A 24,838-nucleotide genomic window follows, 5' to 3' on the forward strand; every position below is an offset into this window, starting at 1 on the left:
ACCCAAGGAGTGATCTTTGGAATCCCCGCACCTTGATTGTCGGGGAGGATGTCAAACTGCCTTTTATCTCAGTGCAGAGCCTATTTAGCGAAGTGATACCAAATCCGTGTCTGCTACTCCCTTTTTCAAATGCTTGCGAAACTTTCTAGAGACGTTCCGGCGGAACGTCTCTACGACTCTTTTCCCTTCTGCCTTTTGCCTTTTGCTATATGAGACGCGATCGCACTAAATCCCAAATTCCTCTTCTTCTTCTTCTCAATGCTGTCATCTGCGATGACGAGGCAAAAGGTAGTCACGACGGCACTGGTTTCACATACTGCTCACACCACTGAATCATCTCCCACAAAACGTGACCAACACTCTCACGTCCCCGATAGCCGTGGTCTTCCAAAGGTAACTCCACCCAGCGTACTGTACCCCCCAATCCTTTAATTGCTTCATACAGCCGCTCACTTTGTAGGGGATAAGTACCAGGATTACTGTCAACGGCACCATGAATTAGTAGCAGTGGCTTACTAATTTTGGCAGCATGAGTCAAAGGAGATAAATGGATGTAAGTCTCAGGCGCTTCCCAGAATGTCCGTTGCTCTCCCTGAAAGCCGAAGGGTGTGAGTGTGCGGTTGTAAGCGCCACTCCGCGCAATCCCTGCTCGGAACAAATCACTATGAGCCAGTAAATTAGCGGTTGTGAAAGCACCATAGGAGTCGCCTCCAATCACCAGACGGTTTGGGTCAGCAACACCCCGACTAACGACACAATCCACAGCGGCTTTTGCTCCCATCAGTAATTGCTCAACGTAGCTATCATTGGGTTCTGCGTCGCCTTCGCCAATAATCGGTAGTGTGGGATTATCTAGAACTGCATAGCCTTGGAGTAGGAGAAACAGTACTGAAGCCCCATAAGGACGGCTAAAGGTATTCTCAGCCGTGGTAATCTGACTAGCTGTTGTTGTGTCCTTAAATTCTTGGGGGTAAACCCAAAAAACCATCGGCAGTGCCCCATCCCGATTTGGGTCATAGCCTGGAGGTAGGTATAACGTTGCAGAGAGTTGTACGCCATCAGCCCTTTTGTACTGAAGCAGTTCCTTATGGACATCAGCCAATTGGGGAGCTGGGTCTTGATAATCGGTTAACTGTACTATTGATGAGGATTTGTGTTTGTACAAGAAGAAATTAGGTGGTTCTTGCTGAGACTGGCGCTGGGTGATGAACTGTTCAGCCTGATCATCAAGGACATCGACTATCTGCTCGAAGTAAGGAGCTTTCGCTTGCCACAGCCGTTTGCTTTCTCCTGTTGCTAGTTCCATCTGGTCAAGGAAGGGGTAAACTCCTGATGCTGAAGCACCTCTCCCTCTGAAGTAGATTGAACTACCATCTGGAGTGAATCGCAGCACTTCCTTCCCATAATCACCAGGAGTCGTCAGGGGTGAACCTGGGTCACTGTATTGGTCTTGGTAATTGCGCTCAACAAGCAGTTTGGGGTCAGAATTGGGTGCTTTGAGATTAAGATGCCAGAGTCGTTGCTGGCGGTTGTCGTACCACCACTCCCACACCAAGGCAACATCGTCTCGTCCCCAAGTGATGTGTTGAAAACGGTATTCAGATTGCCAGAGTTCGGTAGGCTGGCTGGTAAAGGGTGATTCTAGCTCAAAGAGGGCATCTCGCTTGTCTACTTTGCGCCCTGCATCACCCCCGTCTAGCGCTTCCACCCAGTAAAGTGTTGCACCAACATCTGCCCGCCAGTGAACTCGTCTTCTGCCTTGGCGAACGGAACCGAACTTAATGGGGATATCATCAGCAAGCGGTAAGTCTGCTACTTGATAGATGAGCTTACCTGTGCGATCGCGAACCTCAACTTTTTCGGGAAATCGAGAGGCTGGCACTTGGTAGGAAAAGGGTCGATGCAGAGTGGTGAGCAGAATGAATTTCCCGTCTGGCGAGGGAGTAGCATCATCAATCAGTGCAGGGGTGAGTAAAGGAGTTCGCTTGCCATCCAAAGAGACGTGTTCTAGTACAGAGGTGAGGTAATACTCGAACAGTGCCTCGTCTTGAGCATTTTGCAACAGGTTGGTGTAGGTGATGGCTGGGGCTTTGCGTCCCAGGTTTTCTTGTACAAGCGGCCCCGTTGGAACTGGGGAGGCAACTGGCGGTAAGCCTCGATCAGCAGGTATGACTTTGCACAATAACCCTTCGTCTCCTGGCAACCATTTATAAGGACTGCCGTAGGTGGCATTGAGTATCGGGTCAGTGAGGCGGCGCGGTGTGCCAGATGGCAAGTCTACCGCCCATAGTTCAAGCCCTGATTCTTGAGTTAGGGTAAAGGCAAGCTGTTGCCCATCCAGTGACCAACGAAGAAAGCCGATGCGCGAATCTAAAGGTAGGTCAAGGGAACGTGTCGCACTAGAATTGATGGGTTTAATTGTGAGGCGACGATAGGTGGAATGACGTGCTGGGGCGTTGGTGTTTGGGTTAATCCGGAATCCAGCTAAGGCAATCTCTGGTTCAGCGAGTTCTGCAATGGGAGGTAAAGGCGATCTCTCTAACTCCACTAGCCACTGATTATCCGGAGACAACATTAGGGCTGGCGGGAACGGCGCATCTAAAATCTGGTTAATTGGAGCAGGTGGCGACTGCCATCCTAATTGAGTATCACTAGACAGAGGAGTTGTCATTAGCCACGTAGAGGTAAAAGGAAAGCTTAACAAACAAAACTTTTCTTTTGAAACCACCATGCACGGCGATGTTAACTCTAGTCTTGATGAGGTGGAGTTGTTGAGAGTTAATAGTGCGATCGCTCTCTAGTTTTTCCAGCATACTTCTTGGATGCGATCGCTCTAGCAATGATTCTGGCTTATCGGCAAACTCTTGTATCAGCGGGTTTAGCTAGCGTTTCTGAAACCAATAGACAGATTAACAGTTACAACCCACCCTCAACCCACTGTTATGGGTAATACAAGGGAAGCTATGTGCGATTCTCTATGTGTTTTGTTCGTCAAGTTGACGTTTAATTATGAATACAATAGTATTCGTTTATGGTATACACAGTCATTGATTTATTTGCTGGTGCTGGGGGCTTGACTACAGGTTTTCACTTAGCGGGTTTCCAGACAATATGCGCTATTGATAGAAACGAAAAAGCTTTAGCGACGTTTAAGCATAACTATCCACAAACCCAGCTTGTTCTCGAAAAGGATATTTGTAAAGTCAATCCTATGGAGCTTCGACTGGCGCTTCAATTGAAGCGAGAAGAACTAACAGTCTTGGTTGGTGGTCCTCCGTGTCAAGGATTCTCACGCAATATCCCGGCTGAATGCAGATACCTGGAAGATCCTCAAAACCAGCTATACAAAACTTTCTTAAATTTTGTCAGAGAATTTAGACCTTTATATGTTGTGATGGAGAATGTACCGGAAATCTTAAAAGCCTATAACGGTGCAGTTAGAGAAGAGATCACCATACAACTAGAAAAGATGGGGTATGGGGTAACATCCGCATCATTAAATGCTGCAAACTATGGCGTTCCCCAAACTAGGGCAAGAGCCTTTTTTGTTGGATGTTTAAATAGTACTGCTCCTACATTACCGGAACACACTCATCATGGTGATATTCAATCTCTTAAGCCCAATCAACGAAGTATTCAACTGAACCTACTTCAACCAGTGGACTCGCCAATCGTTACTGTTAGAGATGCTATTGGAGATTTGCCAGTACTAGAGGCTGGGCAGGAATATACTGCACAGACATATCTTTTTGAACCACAAAATAACTATCAAAGGTTACTACGTAGTGGCAGTAACAAGCTCGTTAATCACATTGCTCGTGAATTGAGTCCCATCCAGATGTCTAGAGCTAGAGCCTTAAAAGAAGGGCAAGACGCTAGAGACCTACCTCCAGAGCTGGCTCCAAAGAAGCATTATAGTGGGGCTTATGGAAGGCTTTACTGGGATAAACCTGCCAGAACTATTACTAAATGGGTTTTTCATCCTGGATCTGGAAGATTCTTTCATCCGATAGAGAACAGAACTATCACAATCCGAGAAGCTGCAAGGCTACATTCTTACCCAGATAATTTTCATTTTCTGGGTTCATACACAGAAATGGCTGCCCAGATCGGAGAATCAGTACCTCCCCTATTAGCTAAAGTTATAGCTGAATGTATCCTCCAGAGGTGTCATCGTCATCATCAGGTTGTTCTGAACTAAGCTTTTCCTCAAGAGTTGACAAGATGGCTTTCACATACTCGTCAGGTGTAAGACGGTTTCGCTCAATTCTGATCCGGATTGGTTGTTCTGGTATTGTTTGAACCTTGAAGAGCTGCTTTTGGTTTCTATACCATACTAAAGATAGTTGACCATTAACCTTTCCCTGTAAGCCTTTGCCAGCCAAACCAGTAGTTCTATCTACCGACCAGTCCCAGAAAAACATAGTTGGATCGAGGGGGATTAAGGGATATTCTATATAAATATATTCAATAGCGTTTCTCTTCTTGCAAAGAATACCTTCGTAGCTATTTGTTACACCTTGCAGATTACAATCTTGTATTAGTTTTTTATTCCAATGCCGAATGACGGCTTCTCCAAGAATTGCTGGCGGTGAGTCTACTGTCAAGTTAGGAAAGCCGAGTACTTGGGCTTTTGTGATCACATCAGCTCTTTGAATCACAAATGCAAAAGTAAATCCAGGATTAAGGTTTGATAGCTGAATTGTTTTTAATGACCAACCTGTTCCTGTTCTGATATCAACAGCATCATGAAGAAGTTTTGTGCGCCCCAACGTAGGATCTGAAAGGGGAATATTCTTAACGTAATGAAATATAGCTTCCCACGAGTAATCCTCTATTGAGCCGACAACGGGAGCTGCGATTGTAGCAATGATAGCTTCCCTTAATCTCTCAACTTCATTACTCGTCAGCATCAAGAGTTTCCTCAACTGCTTCCAGCAGTGCGCTCATTGTTACACCCAGAGCAATAGTGATTTGATGGAGAACCCGAACAGATGGGCTTTTTAACCCACGCTCAAGTTGACTGATGTATGTTCTATGGAGGTTTGCAACCTCTGCAAGATACTCTTGTGACCAACCTTTAGCAAAGCGAATACGTTGTATTTCTGCACCTAGAAGACGATCTAATTTTTTGAGTGGCATTAAAGCTAAGTTAATGCTTTGAATACAATAGTTCTATAGACTAAAGTATTCAAATCGGTGTCAGCTCATGTAAGTCTTTACCCTGCCCCTACATAGGGTCTGTTTCGGTATTCAATTGGATGGGAGCGATCGCTCCCTCGCCTATTAAAAGATTGCAGTAAAGCGATCGCACTTCTTCCACTATGATTGCTCCTCATCCTCGGCTGTCTCACCAAGGTAAAGCCTAATAAACTCCTTAGCAGCCTCTGGATTGATTTGCTGAAGCCCTTCCCGAATCTCCAGCATCGTTTCCGCCACAGGGTCTCTAATTTCACTCACCCAACGGCTCACATTAGATCGTCTAATCCCCATCGCTACAGCTAGCTGATTCTGGGTAATCCCATATGTTTCCAACACTTGTTTAAGGGTCACCCCCGATCACTTCTACAAGCTGACCTATCAACCTGCACCCATCAGCGCTTGGGTACTTCACCCAGAAAACAACGACACCCGATGCCATGCGATCAAAACCATCATTCAAGATGCCATAAAAAAGCAACCCAAAAGCTTCACGAGGAGAGCCTCATGACCTACTTTGAAAAACTGCATCCCTGGTGCATCATCCGCCCTCTGCCCAATTTGCAACGGCGCGTCATTGCTCGGTGTCGTCGCCGCAATGATGCCGAAGCTCATCTGCAAGTCCTCCGACGACTCATGCCAACGGTTCCCTTTGAAATCGTCTTTGACGCAATGCCCGATGAGGGAAAAACCGGTTTGCAAAAGTCCCAAGAATGACCTCCTCACTAAAGCTCCGGCTTAATTCCCCCGAAACTGGAGGAAATAAGAATAATCCGGCTCCCTCCCCGCATCAGGGAGGGTTGGGGAGAGGTTCTCCGAGAATTACTGCTGCTGATCAACTGCACTACCTCAAACCGCTATGAACGTTCTGCGCCATCGCATCAACCCCAAAACCTTTGTCATTACCAATAGACAACTTGCCAAGTATCTCAAAATTGCTACAACGCGGATTTGGCGTTGGGAAAAATGGGCGCACGTACTTTGGGTACATATCCAAGGTTTAGGCGGCTACTTCATCAGCTACCGTCAGCTAGAGCAATGGATAGCTGCTTGCTCCACCTTGATTCGTTCTTGCCGAGATTTGAAAACACTTACACTCGTTTGGTCAGCCATTCAGCGGGAATCTCAAAGATATACAGAAGAAGCAATTCTACGACTGTCTCAACTTCATGAACAACGACTTACAAAATTATGTCATTACAGAGAATGCGATCGCCTTTCCTAGAAAAAATGCGATCGCTTTGTGAAACAATCTTGCTAATAACAACGATTGAAACCATTGAAATATCAAGGGTCTAGTGCAAGAAGTGACGGATGCCAGTGAAAACCATCAACACGGTTAGCTGGACGGCTTGGTTACTGGGAGTGATATTTAATAGTTTTCAGACATTATCTTTGAAATCATCTAGTCTCATTTGATTTCCCTGTCAATCTTTAAATAGAGGAGTGTATAGTGCTATTTCCTGTGAAAAGAAGACGCATTTTTTCCTTCATTGCTTGGATAGTTGCAACCGTCATCATTTTGGCAGTTGGAGTAAGTTGTAATAACCAATCTCCTGTCGTTCAGGCAAACGCTAACTTACTTGTATCTGCTGCCGCTAGCTTGAAAGATGCCCTCGAAGAAATTAAACCTCTTTATCGACAAACTAAGTCGAATGTTAACGTTGCCTATAACTTCGGAGCTTCCGGTGCCTTACAGCAACAAATTGAAAATGGTGCGCCAGCAGATATCTTTGTTTCTGCTGCTCAAAAGCAAATGGATGCTTTGGAATTGAAGAATCTTATCCTCAAGGATACTCGTCGCAACCTTCTGACTAATCGGCTTGTGTTGATTGTGCCAAACAATTCTTCTAGAATTACCGACTTCACCCAATTAACAGGCTCTACTGTCAAGAAAATTGCGATCGGAGAACCCAAGAGTGTCCCCGTTGGGCAATATACCGAGGAAGTCTTCACAAACCTGGGAATTTTAGAGCAGGTTAGACCAAAACTTGTGCTTGGAAACAACGTCCGTCAAGTCTTAGCTGCCGTTGAAAGTGGCAATGCCGATGCAGGTGTTGTATACACCACAGATGCGAAAACATCAAACAAGGTAAAAGTGGTAGCGACAGCCGCAGAAAACTTGCATTCCAAAATTATCTATCCCGTAGCCGTACTCACAAATAGTAAAAATGCTTCTGCTGCCAGGGAGTATGTCGAGTTTTTGTCTAACAATCAAGCGAAAACTGTATTTGAGAAATATGGATTTGGCACGGTTCGTTAGCAAGATTGGTCAGTTGTGCTTACTTTGTATTCAGTTATAGCAAAAGGCAGAGGGCAGAAGGGAAATGATTGATTGGTCAAGATTTCAGTATTTGGCAATAGTCCTAATTACCTTGGCAACTGCTATACAAAGGACAACGAAGCATTAACAAATAACAATTGTTTTTATGCAATTTGACCCTTCTCCTTTATGGATATCCCTAAAAACGGCTTTGTTTGCCACTGCCTTTTCCTTCTTTCTTGGTATTGTAGCGGCTTACTGGATGTTGGGATATCGAGGCAAGTGGAAATCATTCATTGAGGGAATTTTCGTCTCGCCCTTAATTTTGCCACCCACAGTAGTTGGGTTTTTATTACTGCTGCTGTTTGGTAAAAATGGTGTCCTTGGGCAACTACTACTATCGCTGAACATTAGTATAGTTTTCACCTGGTACGCTGCTGTTATTACAGCTACGGTAGTTGCCTTCCCATTAATGTATAAAACAGCACTGGGAGCATTTGAACAAATTGATGCCAATTTGTTGCGCGTTGCTAGAACCCTTGGTGCTTCTGAAGTGACAATTTTTTGGCGAATCACTTTGCCTCTCGCCATGCCTGGGATTTTAGCGGGAACTACTCTAGCTTTTGCCCGTGCATTGGGTGAATTCGGTGCCACCTTGATGCTAGCGGGTAACATCCCCGGACAAACCCAAACGATTCCAATGGCTATCTATTTTGCTGTTGAAGCTGGGGCGATGAATGAAGCCTGGATATGGGTGCTGGTAATCATGGGCATTTCTCTATCTGGCATCATTGCTGTTAATTACTGGGGAATGGGGAATAGGGAATGGGGAATAGGGAATAGGGAAAAACCAGCACTTAACAACTTCAATAACCCTCCGTCGCACTCAGCACTTGCTAACTCAGGACTGTTTGTCGATATTCAGAACCAACTTCCTGGGTTTTTGTTGGATGTATCCTTCAGTACGAATGAGCAGGTTCTGGGAGTACTGGGGGCTTCCGGTGCTGGCAAAAGTATGATTCTTCGGTGCATCGCTGGGATAGAAACATTGACTAAAGGGCGTATTGTCTTGAACGGACGGGTGCTATTTGATTCGGAAAGAGGGATTAATATTCCGTCTCGCGATCGCCACATTGGTTTTTTGTTTCAAAATTATGCCCTGTTTCCTCACCTAAGTGTTGCTCAAAACATTGCTTTCGGCTTGCCAAAGGGTACATCAGCCTTAACTAGCAAGCAGCAGGTAGAAGCCCAACTGGCAGCCATGCAGTTGCAGGGCTATGAATCGCGATATCCTCGCGAACTCTCTGGGGGGCAGCAGCAACGGGTGGCTTTAGCGAGGGCTTTGGCAAGTCAGCCGGAAGCATTACTCTTGGACGAACCGTTTTCAGCACTAGATACTCACTTGCGAAGTCAGCTAGAACAGCAATTGATTACCAGCGTGGAGACTTACCAAGGCGTTACCTTATTTGTGACGCATAATCTGGAAGAGGCTTATCGGGTTTGTCAAGATTTGTTGGTGATGGAACGAGGAAAAGCGATCGCATACAGTTCCAAAGAAAACATTTTCGAGCGTCCAAATACGGTCAGTGTTGCACAATTGACGGGTTGCAAGAATTTCTCCCGTGTTGTCGTTAAAGCATCCCAACAGGTAGAAGCGATCGATTGGGGTTGCACACTTCGGGTTATCGAACCTGTCTCAGAGTTACTCTCCCATGTTGGAATTCGCGCCCATCAGTTAATCTTTACCAACAACTCCAACCAAGAGAATACTTTCCCCTGCTGGGTGGCGAGAACCAGTGAAACGCCACACCGGATGACGCTATATCTCAAGCTGAATGTTTCTCCTACCAGTCCCCAGGATTACCATCTGCAAGCGGAAGTGTTTAAGGAAAAATGGGCGATTCTCAAAGACCAATCGTTCCCGTGGCACATTCGTTTAGACCCATTGCGACTGATGTTGATGCAATACACAGAAGACGAGCGCCTTTCATAGAAAAATGCGATCGCCTTCTTTAAATAATCTTGCTAATAACAACGATTGCAGCCGTTGCAGTATCAACACTTTAGTGTAAGAAGTGACGGATGCCAGTCAAAACCATCACCAAACCTAGCTCATTAGCCGCTTGGATAGAATCTTTATCCCGTAGACTTCCTCCTGGTTGAACAATCGCAACAATCCCTGCTGCTGCTGCTGTTTTCACAGAATCATCGAAGGGGAAGAAGCCATCACTAGCAAGTGTTGCCCCTTGGGCTTTTTCTCCCGCTTGTTCTAAAGCAATTTTGACAGAACCAACGCGATTCATTTGACCTGCACCGACACCTAACGTTGTGCGATCGCGTGTTACGACAATGGCATTCGACTTCACATGCTTGCACACCTTCCAAGCAAATAATAGTTCATCCAGTTGCTCTGGTGTCGGTTGCTGTTGTGTAACGACTTGCCAGTTGTCTGGGGTAGCAATCACATCATCAGAGGCTTGCAATAGGAAACCACCAGCAATGAGTTTTACGGTTTGCTTATGCCCAGTTTGCAAGTCTGGCAAAACCAAAACCCGTACCTTCGACTTAGCCGCAAGAATTTCTTGAGCATCAGGTTCACAGCCTGGTGCAACCACACATTCCAAAAAGGTTTGAGTTAGCGCCGTTGCCGTTGCCGCATCAATCGGTTGATTGAAGGCGACAATACCACCAAAGGCAGAAACTGAGTCAGCATTGAAGGCTTTTTCATAAGCTTCGGAAAGTGTTGTTCCCAACGCTACACCACAGGGATTGGTATGCTTGAGAATCGCCGCCGCTGGAGTATCAGTGAATTCTGTAATGATGCGTCGTGCGGCTTCTAAATCGACTAAGTTGTTGTAACTCAGTTCTTTTCCTTGGAGTTTGGTTGCCGCTGCCCAACCTGTGGGGACAGTTCCTGTTTGATACCAAGAGGCAGGTTGATGGGGATTTTCGCCATAGCGCAAGGATTGTAGTTGCTGCCCGGAAAGCATGAATCGTTCTGGTAGTGATGTAGCCTGCTGTGTACCTACGAGATAAGATGCGATCGCTTGATCATAAGCTGCCGTGTGCGAAAAGGCTTGAATTGCACAAGCTTGACGAAACTCTAGCGATGGCACACCCTTAGCCTGACGTAACTCCTCCAAGTAGGCATCATACTGATTGGGATTACACAGAACCGTCAAGTGAGCATAGTTCTTGGCAGATGCCCTCAGCATTGCGGGACCACCAATATCAATTTGCTCAATCGCTTGGGCTAACTCAACTCCGGGTTGAGCGATGGTTTGCTCAAAGGGATACAGATTTACAACAACCAAATCAATCGGACGAATCGAGTGTGTCTCTAAATCGGCAATATCCTGTGGTAAGTCTCGACGCGCCAGAATACCCCCATGAATCCGAGGATGCAGGGTTTTGACTCTTCCTCCTAAAATTTCAGGAGACCCCGTGTAGTCAGAAACTTTTGTGACGGGCAGCCCTGCGGTTAAGAGTGATGCTGCTGTTCCACCACTGCTGATTAAATCAAACTCAAATTCTTCTACTAGCTTCCGGGCAAAGTCAATCAGCCCAGTTTTGTCCGACACACTCAGCAGTGCTAGATGTCCCATGAAAAAGTCCCTCTGCTCTTATCCGCTAACAACGCGCAACTCTAATGATTCCAGAATAAAGGCTGGATCGCATCACTTAGTGATTATCAGATTGAAGAGGTCATTTATCGCTCTTCCATCACTCTCGGATAAATTGACGAGTTTGGGAGGATACAGCAACGGAAAGTTAAGGTTTTACCCCAGACTGAGGGCAGAGGGATAACAGAGCTTGGAGTCCCAACATCCCAACCCACTGTGTTATCTTACTAGACTGCTTATACTGCAAAATCCAGCGTAGCAATAACGTATAATAAACCGAAGTTAAGCCACTCTCAGATACAGCATCGTCACAATTTGAGCAGTAGCTGAAATACTTCGGCAAGATACACAGTACCGTTGCGATCGCGATCTTCGGTGCCTCCAAGGTGGATTGCGGTACAGCCGATTAGCAAGAAACAACGACTTGATGCTTAGTTATCTTAAGGGAACAGTAGCAACTATTCAGAAAGGTACTGGCAATCGTGTCACTCTGATTCTGGAAGTCAACCAAATTGGATATGAAGTACAAATTCCTGGGCGTTTATCACAGGAATTGCAAGCCGCATCAAAAGAACCCGTGCAAGTGTTTACTCATCTGCAAATCCGAGAAGACCAACAGGTACTATATGGCTTTTCCTCTGCTGCTGAACGAGATTTATTTCGTCAGTTGTTGAGTGTGAGTGGGATTGGGGCACAACTTGCGATCGCATTAATCGACACTCTTGGACTCCCCAATTTAGTGCAAGCGATTGTTACAGGTAATATTCGCACCTTGTCCAAAACTCCCGGCGTTGGCAACAAAACCGCAGAACGCATTGCCCTAGAACTAAAAACAAAGCTTGCCGAATGGCGTCAGCTTGCTGGTACAGCAACACCTGCTTCGTCAACAGGACTATCACCAGCCCTTCAAGAAGATGTCGAGATGACGCTACTTGCCTTGGGGTATGACAACAATGAGGTTAATCAAGCGTTGAATGCGATTAGCCAAGATGCACTGCTGGCTAAAAGTACAAATGCGGAAGATTGGATCAGAAATGCGATCGCGTGGTTAAGCCAGTAAATGATTGCTTTGTCTATCCTTGCCCAGTAAATTACCCAAAGTAGTCTAATAGCAAACAATTTCCTTGGCTTACGACAACATCTGTAAATATCTAGCAGAGGAATATCCCGCTGAATTTGTTCGTTGGCTCTCTGGCGATAAGACAAGTGCAAGTGACATTACCGTTCTCAAAACGGAACTGAGCGTAGAACCAATTCGTGCTGATTCCCTAACACTGCTGCAAACAGCTAACCAAATTCTGCACCTAGAATTTCAAACCCTACCTAGCTCTAGTCCACCACTACCGTTTAGGATGCTTGACTACTGGGTAAGACTTAAACGCTTGTACCGATGTCCGGTTGAGCAAGTTGTGATTTTTCTAAAGTCTACCAACTCAGAAACCGTATTTATCAACGAGTTCACCGACACTAACACGACACACCGTTATCGAGTTATTCGCCTCTGAGAGCAAGATCCCACTCCACTGCTAACCAACCCCGCACTGTTACCTTTTGCATGTCTGGCTCGTACTGATTCTCCTACGACCTTACTAGAACAAGTCGCTGCCCAGGTCGATAGAATCGAAGAACCACGACAACGGGGGAGTCTCGCCGCTTGTGTAGAAGTGCTGGCGGGTCTACGATTTGACAAAGATTTTATTCGCCAACTGTTCACGGAGGAACTGATGCAGGAATCTGTAATTTATCAAGACATTCTTCAAAAGGGATTACAACAAGGTCTGCAACAAGGTCTGCAACAAGGAAGACAAGAGGAAGCCTTATCATTACTCATGCGTTTACTAACTCGGCGATTTGGCGAGGTTGACCCTCAGTGGCAAGAGCGGGTTCGCGGGTTATCTCTTGCTCAGTTGGAGGAGTTGAGTGAGGCGCTGCTGGATTTTGAGAGGGTAACGGATTTAACTATCTGGTTGGATGAGCATCAGCTAGAGGAGAATAGCGATCGCTTAGATGGATAACCTAAGTGTATAATCGCGTAATTAGCAGAATAACAGCGCTAGAAGCAGTAAAATAGCTTATTCGTAAGCTTGTGAACCCAGAGTTTAGATAAGGCTATTCATTTCCAGATAATCTGCCAGGAAGCAAGTTTATCTCTTGGGAACGATTCCCTATCGGAATTTAAGACTAGACAATAGCTATGTCTGCTTCAACTTCTTGAACCTCTTGGCTGGGGATTTTATGGCAAGTCCAATTGAATTTAATTTATTTGCTCCTTACAACAAAGGGGCGGCATTGATTGGGTCTTTCTCTAATTGGGAAGACATTCCTATGGAGAAAGGTAAGGATGGTTATTTCCGGACGAAGGTTGAGCTTGAGGATGGAGTTTATCAGTATAAATTCCGTATTCAATCCAAGTCCTGGTTCTTTGAACCCGATCAATGGGTGGATGTTAACGATCCCTACGCCACAAACATCGATAACCCTACACAAAACGGTGTTGTGCGGATTAAAGATGGTCAACGGATTGTCGATACCTACGTTTGGCAGCACGATGACAAGCCATTACCTAGCGACCATGAGTTAGTTATCTACGAATTGCACGTTGGTAACTTCTCCGGCGGTGAGGCTGATGCCTATGTTAGAGGTCAGTACAAGCACGTTGTTGAAAAATTAGATTATCTCACTGACTTAGGGGTTAATGCGATCGAGTTGATGCCAGTCAAGGAGTATCCTGGTGACCATAGCTGGGGCTATAATCCTCGCTACTTCTTCGCTACAGAATCCAGCTATGGCACAACAGATGAGTTGAAGCATCTGATCGATGAATGTCATGCGCGTGGAATTCGCGTCATCATGGACGGGATTTATAACCACTCAGAGGCTGAAAGTCCTCTAACCCAAATTGACCACGACTACTGGTATCATCACTCTCCACGTGACCCTGAAAATAACTGGGGACCAGAGTTTAACTACGAATTCTACGACGAAAGCCTGGATACTTACCCAGCCCGCAGGTTTATGGGAGACCAAGTAAGCTTCTGGGTTGAAGAGTATCATATCGACGGCATTCGCTTTGACGCGGCGCGACAAATTGCTAACTATGATTTCATGCACTGGCTTGTTCAGGAAGCCAAAAACTCGGCTAACATGAAGCCTTTTTACGCTGTTGCCGAACATATCCCTGAAACCTCCAGCATCACAAATGCAGATGGACCAATGGATGGTTGTTGGCACGACAGTTTCTATCACTGCATTCTGGAACATATCTGTGGTGACACGTTTGATCTAGAACGCCTCAAGGATGTGATTGATTGCAAACGGCAAGGCTTTATGGGGTCAACCAATGTTGTGAATTACCTAACAAATCACGACCACAATCATGTTTTGGCAGAGTTGGGTGAGCGTGGCATCTTAGATGATGAAGCGTTTAAGCGCAGAAGGTTGGGCGCTGTCATTAATATGACAGCCGTAGGAGTCCCTCTACTCTGGATGGGTGAGGAGTTTGGTGAGTATAAGTACAAAACTCAAGAGCAAGCAAAAATTGATTGGACGTTACTCAGTCATGACCTCAATCGCAATTTATTTGAGTTTTTGAAAGGCTTAATTCATCTTCGTAAAAACAATCATGCTCTCTACACCGAGAACATTGACTTTATCCATGAAAATCCCGAAGCCAAAGTGTTAGCTTACAGCCGTTGGAATGGTGAGGGTTCGCGTGTGGTTGTCGTAGCAAATTTCTCCGACGACTTCCTTGCTGGTTATCGCGTTCCTAACTTCCCTGAAGCAGGGACGTGGCACGAGTGGACGGCTGACTACGACGTAGAAGCAGGTGAAGATGGCATTCTGGTTGACCTTGGCGGATATGAGGCGAAGGTGTTTGTCTGGCACTAGCCTGAGCGAATTGGGAGGCTAATTCTACTCACATCAGAAGTAATTGACCCAATTTTGACAGTGGCAGGCTGCTCTATCTAAAGAAGTGTTTTAGCACTCATACTCTAAACTTGCCTTAATCAAAGCCTAACCACAGAGGAGCAGAACTTAAAAATCTTCTCCTCTGCTTTCGTTGTTGAAGCGAGAGACCATAAATCGGTGCTTGATCTGCCAGAGTACGCAGCAAAAATATTTATTCTTACTTCAAACTGAGTCGCGACGATTTGTGACTCTTGTGCCGTGATATCCTGATGTTTGCGCCCTGCTCCCTAGTGAATTAAGTCGCTGTGGAGATTGGCTGTTCCCTATCCCCTTTAATATTGGATTGCAGTATATCTGCCATGTTCTCATCTGAATTACCCCACGAGAATGGGCAATCTGGTAACGAAAGCATCACGCTAACGGATGCAGCAGGGCGATCGCTCAATTGCTACGTTGAGCATTCTCTGGAGGTGGAAGGTTCCGAATACCTACTCCTCTTACCTGTGGATTCCCCTGTGGAAATTGTTGTCTGGGATGATGAAGAAGACGAAGACTTAGCTGACGCGACTCTCCTTGAAGATGACGAGGAGATTGATTTAGTCTTCTCTGATGCCCAAGCGGTTCTCGCTGAGCAAAATCTTACCCTCAAGCGCACTGCCTTCACCCTCACCGTTGCGGGTGAACTCCCATCTGTGAATGAGGACGATATCCTCACAATTGAGATTGAGGAAGATAATGTTGAACTAGAACCAGAGCAGTTTCAGCTTCTCGCTAGCTTCTATCATGAAGAACAGGAGTACGGGATCTACACTCCCCTCGATCCACTCCTATTTTTTGCTCAGAGAAATGAAGCTGGTGAGCCTGAGTTACTTTCCCCAGAAGAATTTAAAAAAGTGCAGCCGCTGCTGGAAGAACTGCTGTTTGATGAACTAGACGAGGAGTGAGCATCTTACGAAAGAAGAGAGGGAGAGTCCAGAAGTAGTGATTTCCGAAAATACCACAACCCTTGTAGGCAAAATCTTGTCTAAATCAAGGGTGATGTCTTGAAGAAATTATCGGGTAAAATTTTTTTCTTCACCCTCTTGCTCCCCTCTCATCTTTAGTAGTACACCAATATGAAAGCTGTCAGAAGCATCTCCAAGTGGTCATATTATCTTGCTTTGCTACCAGTAATACTGGCTGTCTGTGCATGGCAAGGCTGGGCGTGGTGGAGTTGGGCACAGTCGCCACCTACTCTATCTCCTGCTTCCAGTACAACAGCAGGAAATGACGTACAGATTCAAATCCCTTCAGGGACAGCGGCGCAGCAGATTGGTAATGACCTGGAAGCCGCTGGTTTAATTCGCTCGTCCCACGCCTGGAAGCTATGGACGTATTGGCTGAGATTCCAAGATCGTGAGGGTGGATTTCAAGCGGGAACTTACAAACTATCGCCAACTGAACCGCTACAATCCATTGCTGAGAAAATTTGGAGTGGCGAGGTGATGCAACTCTCGTTCACTATCCCTGAAGGGTGGTCACTCCAGCAGATGGCAACTTATTTTGAGTCTTTGGGGTATTTCAAAGCTCAAGACTTTCTGACGGCGGCGAGTCAAATTCCTAAAGATAAATATCCTTGGCTACCCGATGGGATACCGCACTTAGAAGGGTATCTGTACCCAGATACTTATCAGCTACCGAGCGATCGCGTTTTGCCTCAACAAGTCATCGAACTGATGCTCAACCGCTTTGAGCAGGTAGCGCTACCGTTGTATCAGCAAGGACAACAACAAACTCAGCTCAACTTTGCTCAGTGGGTAACCTTAGCTAGCATTGTGGAAAAAGAGGCAGTCATTCCTGCTGAACGCCCTCGCATTGCAGGTGTCTTTGCCGCTCGTCTACGTCAAGGGATGAGACTAGAAACTGATCCAACTGTTGAATATGGACTAAACATTCGACAAACGGCTGATCAGCCTCTGACCTATGCACAAGTAAAAGTTCCCTCGCCTTACAACACCTACCTCAACCCTGGTCTACCCCCCACCCCAATTGCGAGTCCGGGTGTTGCTAGTCTGAAAGCTGCACTCAATCCTGAAAACACTGATTACCTCTTTTTCGTTGCTCGGTACGATGGCACTCACGTTTTCAGTAAAACGGTAGAAGCCCACGAAGCCGCTAAAGTAGCTATCCGCAAACAACGGCAAGCCCAGCAAAAAGCCTCTCCTTAACCAACACTCTTGCTATAGCTGCTAGTTATTGGCTTGGAGTGTTAACCTAAGCGAAAGGTAATTGCATCTAAGAACGTGAACCCCTAATACGAAGTCTGGTTAATTATTCCCTTGAGCGACCTAGGTTTAAAGTCCACTGCAACGGACCCGATGGTAGGCGTAGCCAATGCTTTTGTCGTATCACGCTACGCGAACAGGAAAACACAGCCAAAAGGGGAAGAGAAGAACGTTCAATTGTCAGAATGCAAGCCGATTACTAAATAACTACTGATGTCTTGGTTATCAAATTTACAACCTGATTTAATCTTGGGAGGTCCAATCTTGAGCCTGACTCAAGATATCCTAAAGCACTACCACATCAAGGGTCTAGTCTTGGATGTTGATGAAACTCTAGTACCTTTGAGAGCAACTAAAGCTTCCACAGAACTCATGGAGTGGGTGGAGCAAGTTAGACCTGTGGTATCGATCTGGCTCGTTAGTAACAATCTTAGTGAAAGTCGAATTAGTAGCATTGCCAAGTCGCTCAATTTGCCCTATATGCTAGGGGCACGTAAGCCTTCACGGCGAAAGCTCAAAAAAGCAGCGGAGGCGATGAACCTCCCTGTGAAACAGGTTGCTATGGTAGGCGATCGCTTATTTACCGATGTGCTGGCAGGCAATCGCTTGGGGATGTTCACCATCCTCGTAGAACCGATGGTAGACCCAGCGAGAACGGTCACTTCCTACCCAACTCGTGATTTTGAAGTTTGGATATCTCAATCCTTAGGAGTAACAATTACTTCCACGCAACAAAACTTAAATAAACCTGACAAATCAAGAGAAAGCGAAATATAAAAAAAAGATTATGAAGACTGATATTTTAAGGAATTCATGAGATTCTTAATATTGGTTCAAATGGGGTCAGCCACTATAAAGACCCTAACTATAAGAAGCCATAATTAGTCCTTTTAGAGCGCCAAGCTTTTCAGCGTTGAGAAGTGGGCGCTTTATAGTTTTGCATTGCAAGGAAGTCTCAGTCGTTGTGAAGATGAGGGGAGGCGTTACGCCATTTTCTAGTGAGCAAGAACCTGTAAAATCACTCCATGCCCCAAACGATTGTTGTTAAAGTTGGCACATCCAGTCTGACCCAACCAGCCACAAACCAGCTAGCTCTCTCGACCATTGCCAAAATAGTTGAAACTCTTACTCATCTGCGAGTCTCAGGTCATCGCATCGTGCTAGTGACCTCTGGTGCCGTAGGGATAGGTTGTGCGCGACTAGGATTAAAGTCACGACCCCAAACGATGGCTCTTAAACAAGCTGTTGCCGCTGTCGGTCAGGGACGCCTGATGCGGGTATACGATGATTTTTTTACTAGCCTCTCTCAACCGATCGCCCAAGTTCTCCTTAGCCGTCGTGACTTTGTACAGCGTAGCTGCTACGTCAACGCCTACGCGACATTTCGGGCTTTGCTGCAATTGGGCGTTATCCCAGTCGTGAATGAAAATGACACCGTTGCTGTCGAGGAACTAAAGTTTGGCGATAATGATACACTCAGCGCCCTAGTAGCAAGTTTAATTGAAGCCGACTGGTTATTCTTATTAACCGACGTAGACAGGCTTTACTCTGCTGATCCACGCCTGGTACCAGATGCCCAGCCAATTACACTCGTCAATAGCATTGAGCAGCTAGAAGAATTACAGATACAAACGGGTGACGCCGGTTCTCAGTGGGGTACTGGTGGCATGGTTACAAAAATTTCTGCTGCTCGTATCGCTACCAGTGCTGGGGTGAGGACGGTGATTATGGAAGGACGTCGCCCTGAAGCCATTGAAAAAATCTTGCAGGGAGAACCTCTCGGTACACAGTTTGAAGCACAGCCCCGGACTGGCAATGCCCGCAAGCGTTGGATTGCCCACAACCTCGTTCCAACAGGTAAGCTTTATCTCGATAGTGGGGCGGTAGCAGCAATAGTCCAAGCAGGGAAATCCCTATTAGCGGCTGGAATTACAGCAATTGAGGGGGATTTTCGCTCATCAGAGGCAGTACAGCTATGCGACAGCACTGGCACGGAAATTGCTAGAGGGCTAGTCAACTATAGCAGCACTGAACTCCAGCAAATTCGAGGGCATCAATCGGACAAAATCCCTGCTATTTTGGGCTACGCTGGCGAAGAAACTGTTGTTCACCGCGACAACTTAGTTCTGAGCAATTAGCTAAGCTGTTGCATTAATAGTTTGATGCCTCAGGGGGAGCAATATCTGCTCCAGCTTTGACACCGTTTTTGCTAGCTTTTAGTCCAGGTTTACTAGTTGCTTCTGCACGATCAGCTTTAGGAGAGACGGAGGCTTGAGAAGGAGTAGCTGGCTCAACCTCTACTGATGCGCCTGAAATCGCTTGTTTGGACATTAAACCTAGTCCTCCAACTGCTCCTGCAATTAGAGCTGTATAACCAAGGTACAAGTGTACTGAATTCAGTTGAATACCTGGAATTGCTGCGGATTCGTACCAGGAGGGAACAACGGATTTCACGGGGTCAGGTTGCGGAATGGAATCTGCGATCGCCACACCATTCAAACCTAAAGCACAGCCGATTCGACGGATGAAGCCGCGAACATAGACATCCTCTGGTAACTGGTCTATGCGCCCCGTTTCCAATGATTCAATGTGATGAAGTGGTACAAGGGTTTGAGTATGAAGTTGCTGTACACTAAGCGATCGCGCTTGACGTGCTTGCCGCAGTTCTTGACCGACTTGACGCAGAAGTTCCTCTCGCTGTTGTGCGATCGCTTGTGCCGCTAGTTCTGCCTTACTTGTTTTTTTTGCCGACTTAGTCTCACCAAATGTTCTGCTGATGAAACCGGGGCTTTTGGCTTTCTCAACGGAAGGGGTAGCTTCTTCGATGGAGGTTGCATGAGGCTGTGATTCTGCCTGCACTGGTTGCTCATTTACCATGGGGGGGGAATTTGTCTCCTCTTGACCAGCTTTGTTCGTTCCGTCGTTAGTCACAGGAACGATTTTATACTGTCTGACAAATTGCTGGAATGTCAACCGAACGGCTTCTCGCCCGACTGCTTTAACTAAAATTTGAGCGGTGCCAAATCCCTCTCCTAGCATCGTCTGTAACCCAGCCATGGTACGGCGGTAAACTTCGCTATCGAGCAGTTCCGCTTCTATCTGAGTTAGGACATTTCGTAGTCCTTCCTGAGTAATCTCAATAGGTGGGGATTCGATAAAACCGTTACCGTATGTAGGTTGCATTACCATAGCTGCCTGTTATTTCCGTACTTGAATAAAACTGTTTTGACCAGAGGCGAATTACCCCTAACTCCGGTGAGCCACATAAGGATAAAGATGGGAGTGCTACCAGTACACCCACCAAAGTTTTTGCTAAATTGACATTGGGCTTGGGCTTTCTATGTAACCTTTCGAGCAGCCTAAGGACAAATCCGGAGAGTTGTGTTAGAAAAAGCCTTTGTGGATTGGATCTTGAGCGAATAAGCTGCCCTACAAGACTTGTAGGGAGATGGGAGAGATTTTCCTTCTGAAGTGACTAAAGGAAATTAAGCTAAAAGCGATCGCTCCTTGCCTACGACACCTGCCTTGACCCTTCCCAAAAACCAAAAACCACCTCGAATTTTAAGTCTGAGGTGGTTTATTTAAGTGGAGCCTACGGGAATTGAACCCGTGTCCGCCTTGGGTATTGACCTACCGTTCATTCACAGGTTTAGCCCTTCTGACCCTCAGGGCGGGAACCATCCATTATCCCGGATGACAGGATTCTCTGGTGAAGTCTTTTCCCCTCAGCCGACCAAAGGCACCTAAAGAGAGCATCCGTTGGAGTTGGTCTATAGTCCTTAACGGAGTCAAACTATAGACGCTCGAACCGATTAGAGGTTATTAAGCAGCTACAGGAGCAGCCTTACGAGCGAAAGGAACGATGTTGTTCGCATTTACTTTTTTTTTGAGTCCGGTATTAACGAGAGAAGACTCACTCTCGACCTGAATCACGGGGCGGCTTTCGCCAACACGTCGAAACCATTAAGGCCCCATTTCATCTATTTACCATTATAGTCGGGGAATCAGGAGTGTCACAAGAGAAGTTCAGAAAGCGGGGACTGCTGGAGTTCAGAATTTCCTATAGCTCAATCTGGGGCATCAAAATCCTAACTAAATTCAATTGTTCTCATTCTCCGTCGTATTGGGTTCAGGCTTCTTTGGGAGAGCGTCTTCCGGTGGTGGGGCTGGTGTTACAGGTTGTTCAGCTGGCGCACTAGTTGATGGTGGTGGTGGGGCAGCTTGTGAAGCTGGGGACGCTTGCGGTGCTGCCGATGGCTGAGGTTGACTAGTTGAAGTGGCTGGGTTTGAGGTGGGTACAGGGTCAGGTGCTTCACCTGCTGGCACAGATGGAGTGTTTGTCTTTACTGGCGTTGGTGATGGCGAGGCAGGTGCAGGTGCGCTGACTGGCGGCTGCTGAGATTTTTTGCGGCGACGAGAAGATCGGCGCACGGGTGTCTGCACTGGGGGAGAAGGGCGAACTACCTCTACTGGTTTAGTCCGCTTTGGCAGTGTATCCTCCTGGACTTCATCAACTCTAGGCTGTACAGTAGGAAAAATTGATGGTTGGGTAGTGGGGGGATCTGAGGTTTCTTGAGGTTTTTGGGACTGATGCCAGACCGTGCCTACAGCCGCTAAACCTGTTGCGATCGCCAATCCCATCCCAGCTAAAATTTTAGGAGTACCTAAGCGCTTAACACCTTGAATCTGAGTAGCAGGCGGCGATTCTGGCTTAATTTCAGGTAACGGTTGGGGAACAATAGGAATCGTTGCTACTGTCTGGGTTCGGCTTAATCCAGGTACCGTAGTACTACCCTGGTCATAAGGGTCAGGTAAAAGTGACAACCATTCATCTACACTGGCTGGTCGGTAACGCGCCTCTACTGCCATACCTCGCATCACCGCTTGGTTAATCGCTGCACTCACATGAGGTTGTAAATCGCGGGGGGCACTCATCGGTTGGCGATCGCGAATTACAGCCGGGGTCGGGACTTGTTTAGTCAACAAAGCATAAAGCGTTGCCGCCAAACCGTAGACATCCGATGCGGGTGTACGCTTTTCCTTGCTTAAATACTGTTCAATCGGAGCATAACCCTCAGAAACCATACTTGTATGGGTTTGAGTTGAGTCAGTTTTAAACTCTCGTGCAATCCCAAAGTCAATTAAAACTACTTCCTGGGTACCTTGCCGCAGGATGATGTTCTCTGGCTTGATATCCCGATGAAGTAAGCCCTTTTGATGTACAACCTTTAAGGCTTCTCCAATTTGTCGGATGTAGTTAATCGCTGTTGCTTCACTTAAAGCTTGTCCTTGAAACACAACAGCTTGCAAAGTCTGACCTGCTACATAGTCCATAACCATGTAAGGCGAATCCGCTTCTACAAAGAAGTCACTAACCCGGACAATATTCGGATGAATGCATAAAGCCAGCCGTCGCGCTTCATCTTGAAACTGGCGCTGAAACCGGGCAAAGTCTGAGTGTAAGTGCAGGGACTCGTTAAGGGTTTTAATCACCACTAGCTGACCCAAGTAGTGATGGGTGGCTTTGAACGTAACCCCAAAGCCACCCCGCCCCAATTCTTGCTCTATGGTATATTTGCCACCCTGTAAGGTTTTGCCAACTAACGAGTTCATAACGCTGACACCGTTGTTCATTTTCGGTTGTTAGTCTTCTCAGGAGAGTCTAACAACTGGTATATTGACGAAGCACTCGTATCTAAGTTGCAATTAAGCTCTCTGTTCAGAGTATAAATACGTTGCCTGTATCAACCAACTCCTCACTCTAGCTCAAAATTGCCTTTCGTGAGTAGAACGCTAGTGCAAGAAGGCTCTTATGCAGGAGGCTCCAGGGCAGAATGAATATTGCTTGTACAGTGAGCTTCTTAACCTTTTTCAACTAAATAGTTATTTCCGCCCTGCTGGACTAGTTCATCAAATTATTGCCACTTATTGACACTACCCAGTATCGAATAGATATGTACAATCGAATTTTTATCTAATGCGATAGGTTTGTGTGCTGACAGGAGAATTCAATTCTTCCAAAGCGGCAACTCTCTCTTACCGCTGAAATAGGCACCTGAGATTTTGAAATAAAACTCTATGGATATATAAAAATAAGACGATAACTTAGAATTTAATAAAGCTAAATAAAGTAAGTGCCGAGCAATGAAATATTTTTACTTTCTGATTTTTTACACTTTATTTACGGAAATAATTTAGTATTAAAACAGATTTAGAAAATTGTATTTATCCAATTTACTTGAAGAAAAAGTGTTAGCAAAACATACTGTCAGGCTGATTGATTTGCCCTACATTCACCAAGCTTTACAACGCAATGCCAATGTGAACGCTAAAGTAAAAAGACCATTCGTTAATCAATATGTATTTGAGGTAGTACTGTTATGACTAATACTGCTTCTGCCCAAACTGGAAACTTCTGGGACCTTGAGTTTGTCACGCCGCAACCGACACAGGATGCTGACCTACTCAGGCAACTAAATTTTGTTCCGGGTTTGAAAGAAATTCTCATGCTGCGTCAAGTCCATGCTCTAGAACACGCAACTGTTTGGGTTCTTGGTGAGCGAGGGAATCTTGGTAATGCCAATGGTTCAACAACGACTCGGCAGTCAGACAATGTAACTTTAGGAGGCTTATCCACTGACGAGGGTTTTTATCTCTATGGTCGGGTAAACCTAGCTGATTTGAGAAGAGCTGTTCCCACTGCCTTGCAGCGCCTTACAACAGGAGAATGGGACTTGGCAGTACATCCGCGTTGTGGCACTAATCTCTCTGTCGGTATGTTTTTAACCGCTGGGCTGGCGTTAGGCACTCATCTACTTCTGCCACGAGGTCCAATTGAGCAAATTATCGGTCTGGGTATAGCCGCAGCAGCAGCGACTCAACTAACCCCTGATATTGGTAGCCTTGCCCAACGATACCTGACAACCGCCATTCCTTTTAACCTGACAGTTGTGGACATTACGCCCACGTCCGATATCTGGGGGCGTCCGGCGCATTTCGTCCAAGTCCGGTGGCAGGAGTAGGCGCATTTTGAAATCGAGATTTTCGCTGAAAGCTTGGAAAATACGCGATTTTGCTAGCGATTCAGCCCCCAGTTCCACTCGCCAATCCCCAATCAGTAATAAAACTTAAAAGGCAGATTAAACAGATAGCCCACAACCAGTAGTACGCTGTAAAGCTAGAGCGCAAGGGAAAAAACTCTTATGGTTCAACGTGGTTCTAAAGTACGAATTCTCAGAAAAGAATCTTACTGGTTTCAGGATGTTGGCGTTGTCGCGACTGTAGACCAGAGCGGCATCAAATACCCAGCAATTGTCCGTTTCGAGAGAGTCAACTACGCAGGTGTCAATACCAATAACTTTGCTCTGGAGGAACTCCTAGAGGTTGAAGCACCCTCAGCCAAGACAAAACAAGTCTTGCAAACAGCGGGTGGCGGCAAAAGCACCCCCACAGACGAGAGAGTGCGTAAGACAGGTCAGGGTACTACAACCAATAATCCGAAAGCTCCTAAGGTACCAGAGGAACCGGGTGGTGACAAAGTTGTAGAAGGCGATCCTAATCAGGGAACGGAAGCGCGTTAA

The 24,838-nt window shown here is 46.2% G+C and carries 25 protein-coding genes and 1 other RNA gene; 15 read left to right on the forward strand and 11 right to left on the reverse strand.

Features of this window, described 5'->3' with window-relative positions:
- Window positions 1-170: 170 nt before the first annotated feature.
- From AC5JL3_RS16370 to AC5JL3_RS16380, 3 genes are read right to left on the reverse strand one after another with little or no spacing between them, the layout of a single operon-like run.
- On the reverse strand, window positions 171-296 hold the full coding sequence (locus tag AC5JL3_RS16370) for a hypothetical protein (RefSeq protein WP_496075491.1): 126 nt from the start codon (window positions 294-296) through the stop codon (window positions 171-173).
- Window positions 293-2,671, reverse strand: a complete 2,379-nt coding sequence (locus AC5JL3_RS16375; protein ID WP_496075492.1) for a S9 family peptidase — start codon at window positions 2,669-2,671, stop codon at window positions 293-295. Before AC5JL3_RS16375 ends, AC5JL3_RS16370 begins: the two co-directional genes overlap by 4 nt.
- Window positions 2,652-2,813 carry a hypothetical protein gene (locus AC5JL3_RS16380; RefSeq protein ID WP_496075493.1) on the reverse strand — a complete coding sequence of 54 codons (162 nt, stop codon included), beginning with the start codon at window positions 2,811-2,813 and terminating at the stop codon, window positions 2,652-2,654. Before AC5JL3_RS16380 ends, AC5JL3_RS16375 begins: the two co-directional genes overlap by 20 nt.
- Before the next feature lie 218 nt (window positions 2,814-3,031).
- On the opposite strand from AC5JL3_RS16380, the gene AC5JL3_RS16385 reads away from it, so the two are divergent.
- Window positions 3,032-4,201 carry a DNA cytosine methyltransferase gene (locus AC5JL3_RS16385; protein WP_496075494.1) on the forward strand — a complete coding sequence of 390 codons (1,170 nt, stop codon included), beginning with the start codon at window positions 3,032-3,034 and terminating at the stop codon, window positions 4,199-4,201.
- Here AC5JL3_RS16385 and AC5JL3_RS16390 read toward each other — a convergent pair.
- The 3 genes from AC5JL3_RS16390 to AC5JL3_RS16400 form a co-directional block, all read right to left on the reverse strand.
- The gene (locus AC5JL3_RS16390; RefSeq protein WP_496075495.1) at window positions 4,143-4,913 is read right to left on the reverse strand and encodes a hypothetical protein; all 771 of its coding nucleotides are present in this window, start codon (window positions 4,911-4,913) and stop codon (window positions 4,143-4,145) included. The genes AC5JL3_RS16385 and AC5JL3_RS16390 overlap by 59 nt on opposite strands.
- A complete protein-coding gene (locus AC5JL3_RS16395) occupies window positions 4,900-5,142 on the reverse strand; it encodes a helix-turn-helix domain-containing protein (protein ID WP_496075496.1) in 243 nt (80 codons plus the stop codon). Before AC5JL3_RS16395 ends, AC5JL3_RS16390 begins: the two co-directional genes overlap by 14 nt.
- A gap of 180 nt (window positions 5,143-5,322) precedes the next feature.
- Entirely contained in the window at window positions 5,323-5,553 is a 231-nt protein-coding gene (locus AC5JL3_RS16400) for a helix-turn-helix domain-containing protein (RefSeq protein WP_496075497.1), read from the reverse strand.
- Window positions 5,554-5,706: 153 nt separating this feature from the next.
- On the opposite strand from AC5JL3_RS16400, the gene AC5JL3_RS16405 reads away from it, so the two are divergent.
- The 4 genes from AC5JL3_RS16405 (at window position 5,707) to modB (ending at window position 9,455) form a co-directional block, all read left to right on the forward strand.
- Window positions 5,707-5,916 (forward strand): hypothetical protein, encoded by a 210-nt coding sequence (locus tag AC5JL3_RS16405; protein ID WP_496075498.1) that lies wholly within the window; start codon window positions 5,707-5,709, stop codon window positions 5,914-5,916.
- Window positions 5,917-6,058: 142 nt separating this feature from the next.
- Entirely contained in the window at window positions 6,059-6,424 is a 366-nt protein-coding gene (locus tag AC5JL3_RS16410) for a hypothetical protein (protein WP_496075499.1), read from the forward strand.
- Window positions 6,425-6,664: 240 nt separating this feature from the next.
- Window positions 6,665-7,462, forward strand: coding sequence for a molybdate ABC transporter substrate-binding protein (gene modA, locus AC5JL3_RS16415; protein WP_496075500.1), 798 nt, complete (start codon window positions 6,665-6,667; stop codon window positions 7,460-7,462).
- A gap of 166 nt (window positions 7,463-7,628) precedes the next feature.
- Window positions 7,629-9,455 (forward strand): molybdate ABC transporter permease subunit, encoded by a 1,827-nt coding sequence (gene modB, locus AC5JL3_RS16420; protein ID WP_496075501.1) that lies wholly within the window; start codon window positions 7,629-7,631, stop codon window positions 9,453-9,455.
- Window positions 9,456-9,525: 70 nt separating this feature from the next.
- Here modB and purH read toward each other — a convergent pair whose 3' ends face one another.
- Window positions 9,526-11,067 (reverse strand): bifunctional phosphoribosylaminoimidazolecarboxamide formyltransferase/IMP cyclohydrolase, encoded by a 1,542-nt coding sequence (purH, locus tag AC5JL3_RS16425; RefSeq protein WP_496075502.1) that lies wholly within the window; start codon window positions 11,065-11,067, stop codon window positions 9,526-9,528.
- Window positions 11,068-11,233: 166 nt separating this feature from the next.
- On the reverse strand, window positions 11,234-11,470 hold the full coding sequence (locus tag AC5JL3_RS16430; RefSeq protein ID WP_496075503.1) for a hypothetical protein: 237 nt from the start codon (window positions 11,468-11,470) through the stop codon (window positions 11,234-11,236).
- A 42-nt stretch (window positions 11,471-11,512) separates the two neighbouring features.
- On the opposite strand from AC5JL3_RS16430, the gene ruvA reads away from it, so the two are divergent.
- From ruvA to proB, 8 genes are all read left to right on the forward strand, one after another.
- On the forward strand, window positions 11,513-12,145 hold the full coding sequence (gene ruvA / locus AC5JL3_RS16435) for a Holliday junction branch migration protein RuvA (protein ID WP_496075504.1): 633 nt from the start codon (window positions 11,513-11,515) through the stop codon (window positions 12,143-12,145).
- A 64-nt stretch (window positions 12,146-12,209) separates the two neighbouring features.
- The gene (locus AC5JL3_RS16440) at window positions 12,210-12,590 is read left to right on the forward strand and encodes an Rpn family recombination-promoting nuclease/putative transposase (protein ID WP_496075505.1); all 381 of its coding nucleotides are present in this window, start codon (window positions 12,210-12,212) and stop codon (window positions 12,588-12,590) included.
- Between the two features lie 219 nt (window positions 12,591-12,809).
- Complete coding sequence (locus tag AC5JL3_RS16445) at window positions 12,810-13,100, forward strand: DUF4351 domain-containing protein (protein ID WP_496075506.1); 291 nt, start codon at window positions 12,810-12,812, stop codon at window positions 13,098-13,100.
- Window positions 13,101-13,320: 220 nt separating this feature from the next.
- Entirely contained in the window at window positions 13,321-14,973 is a 1,653-nt protein-coding gene (locus AC5JL3_RS16450; RefSeq protein WP_496075507.1) for an alpha-amylase family glycosyl hydrolase, read from the forward strand.
- Window positions 14,974-15,353: 380 nt separating this feature from the next.
- Complete coding sequence (locus AC5JL3_RS16455; RefSeq protein ID WP_496075508.1) at window positions 15,354-15,938, forward strand: DUF3727 domain-containing protein; 585 nt, start codon at window positions 15,354-15,356, stop codon at window positions 15,936-15,938.
- A gap of 171 nt (window positions 15,939-16,109) precedes the next feature.
- Complete coding sequence (gene mltG, locus AC5JL3_RS16460; RefSeq protein ID WP_496075509.1) at window positions 16,110-17,201, forward strand: endolytic transglycosylase MltG; 1,092 nt, start codon at window positions 16,110-16,112, stop codon at window positions 17,199-17,201.
- A 270-nt stretch (window positions 17,202-17,471) separates the two neighbouring features.
- A complete protein-coding gene (locus AC5JL3_RS16465; RefSeq protein WP_496075510.1) occupies window positions 17,472-18,035 on the forward strand; it encodes a YqeG family HAD IIIA-type phosphatase in 564 nt (187 codons plus the stop codon).
- A 248-nt stretch (window positions 18,036-18,283) separates the two neighbouring features.
- The gene (gene proB / locus AC5JL3_RS16470) at window positions 18,284-19,396 is read left to right on the forward strand and encodes a glutamate 5-kinase (protein WP_496075511.1); all 1,113 of its coding nucleotides are present in this window, start codon (window positions 18,284-18,286) and stop codon (window positions 19,394-19,396) included.
- A 13-nt stretch (window positions 19,397-19,409) separates the two neighbouring features.
- Here proB and AC5JL3_RS16475 read toward each other — a convergent pair whose 3' ends face one another.
- From AC5JL3_RS16475 to AC5JL3_RS16485, 3 genes are all read right to left on the reverse strand, one after another.
- Window positions 19,410-20,441, reverse strand: coding sequence for a helix-turn-helix domain-containing protein (locus AC5JL3_RS16475; protein WP_496075512.1), 1,032 nt, complete (start codon window positions 20,439-20,441; stop codon window positions 19,410-19,412).
- Between the two features lie 400 nt (window positions 20,442-20,841).
- Window positions 20,842-21,231: a transfer-messenger RNA gene (ssrA, locus tag AC5JL3_RS16480) on the reverse strand.
- A gap of 125 nt (window positions 21,232-21,356) precedes the next feature.
- The gene (locus tag AC5JL3_RS16485; protein WP_496075513.1) at window positions 21,357-22,871 is read right to left on the reverse strand and encodes a serine/threonine protein kinase; all 1,515 of its coding nucleotides are present in this window, start codon (window positions 22,869-22,871) and stop codon (window positions 21,357-21,359) included.
- 767 nt (window positions 22,872-23,638) lie between these two features.
- On the opposite strand from AC5JL3_RS16485, the gene AC5JL3_RS16490 reads away from it, so the two are divergent.
- The gene (locus AC5JL3_RS16490) at window positions 23,639-24,280 is read left to right on the forward strand and encodes a DUF6391 domain-containing protein (protein ID WP_496075514.1); all 642 of its coding nucleotides are present in this window, start codon (window positions 23,639-23,641) and stop codon (window positions 24,278-24,280) included.
- Window positions 24,281-24,460: 180 nt separating this feature from the next.
- Window positions 24,461-24,838: a photosystem I reaction center subunit IV gene (locus AC5JL3_RS16495; RefSeq protein WP_496075515.1), complete on the forward strand. Its 378-nt coding sequence runs from the start codon at window positions 24,461-24,463 to the stop codon at window positions 24,836-24,838.

It is taken from the genome of Symplocastrum torsivum (assembly GCF_059505465.1).

Coding starts and splice junctions, on each gene's coding strand:
- AC5JL3_RS16375 (WP_496075492.1), bottom strand. CDS start 2,671: ATGACAACTCCTCTGTCTAGTGATACTCAATTAGGATGGCAGTCGCCA.
- AC5JL3_RS16380 (WP_496075493.1), bottom strand. CDS start 2,813: ATGCTGGAAAAACTAGAGAGCGATCGCACTATTAACTCTCAACAACTC.
- AC5JL3_RS16385 (WP_496075494.1), top strand. CDS start 3,032: ATGGTATACACAGTCATTGATTTATTTGCTGGTGCTGGGGGCTTGACT.
- AC5JL3_RS16390 (WP_496075495.1), bottom strand. CDS start 4,913: ATGCTGACGAGTAATGAAGTTGAGAGATTAAGGGAAGCTATCATTGCT.
- AC5JL3_RS16395 (WP_496075496.1), bottom strand. CDS start 5,142: ATGCCACTCAAAAAATTAGATCGTCTTCTAGGTGCAGAAATACAACGT.
- AC5JL3_RS16405 (WP_496075498.1), top strand. CDS start 5,707: ATGACCTACTTTGAAAAACTGCATCCCTGGTGCATCATCCGCCCTCTG.
- AC5JL3_RS16410 (WP_496075499.1), top strand. CDS start 6,059: ATGAACGTTCTGCGCCATCGCATCAACCCCAAAACCTTTGTCATTACC.
- modB (WP_496075501.1), top strand. CDS start 7,629: ATGCAATTTGACCCTTCTCCTTTATGGATATCCCTAAAAACGGCTTTG.
- purH (WP_496075502.1), bottom strand. CDS start 11,067: ATGGGACATCTAGCACTGCTGAGTGTGTCGGACAAAACTGGGCTGATT.
- ruvA (WP_496075504.1), top strand. CDS start 11,513: ATGCTTAGTTATCTTAAGGGAACAGTAGCAACTATTCAGAAAGGTACT.
- AC5JL3_RS16445 (WP_496075506.1), top strand. CDS start 12,810: ATGCAGGAATCTGTAATTTATCAAGACATTCTTCAAAAGGGATTACAA.
- AC5JL3_RS16450 (WP_496075507.1), top strand. CDS start 13,321: ATGGCAAGTCCAATTGAATTTAATTTATTTGCTCCTTACAACAAAGGG.
- AC5JL3_RS16455 (WP_496075508.1), top strand. CDS start 15,354: ATGTTCTCATCTGAATTACCCCACGAGAATGGGCAATCTGGTAACGAA.
- mltG (WP_496075509.1), top strand. CDS start 16,110: ATGAAAGCTGTCAGAAGCATCTCCAAGTGGTCATATTATCTTGCTTTG.
- AC5JL3_RS16465 (WP_496075510.1), top strand. CDS start 17,472: ATGTCTTGGTTATCAAATTTACAACCTGATTTAATCTTGGGAGGTCCA.
- proB (WP_496075511.1), top strand. CDS start 18,284: ATGCCCCAAACGATTGTTGTTAAAGTTGGCACATCCAGTCTGACCCAA.
- AC5JL3_RS16475 (WP_496075512.1), bottom strand. CDS start 20,441: ATGCAACCTACATACGGTAACGGTTTTATCGAATCCCCACCTATTGAG.
- AC5JL3_RS16485 (WP_496075513.1), bottom strand. CDS start 22,871: ATGAACTCGTTAGTTGGCAAAACCTTACAGGGTGGCAAATATACCATA.
- AC5JL3_RS16490 (WP_496075514.1), top strand. CDS start 23,639: ATGACTAATACTGCTTCTGCCCAAACTGGAAACTTCTGGGACCTTGAG.
- AC5JL3_RS16495 (WP_496075515.1), top strand. CDS start 24,461: ATGGTTCAACGTGGTTCTAAAGTACGAATTCTCAGAAAAGAATCTTAC.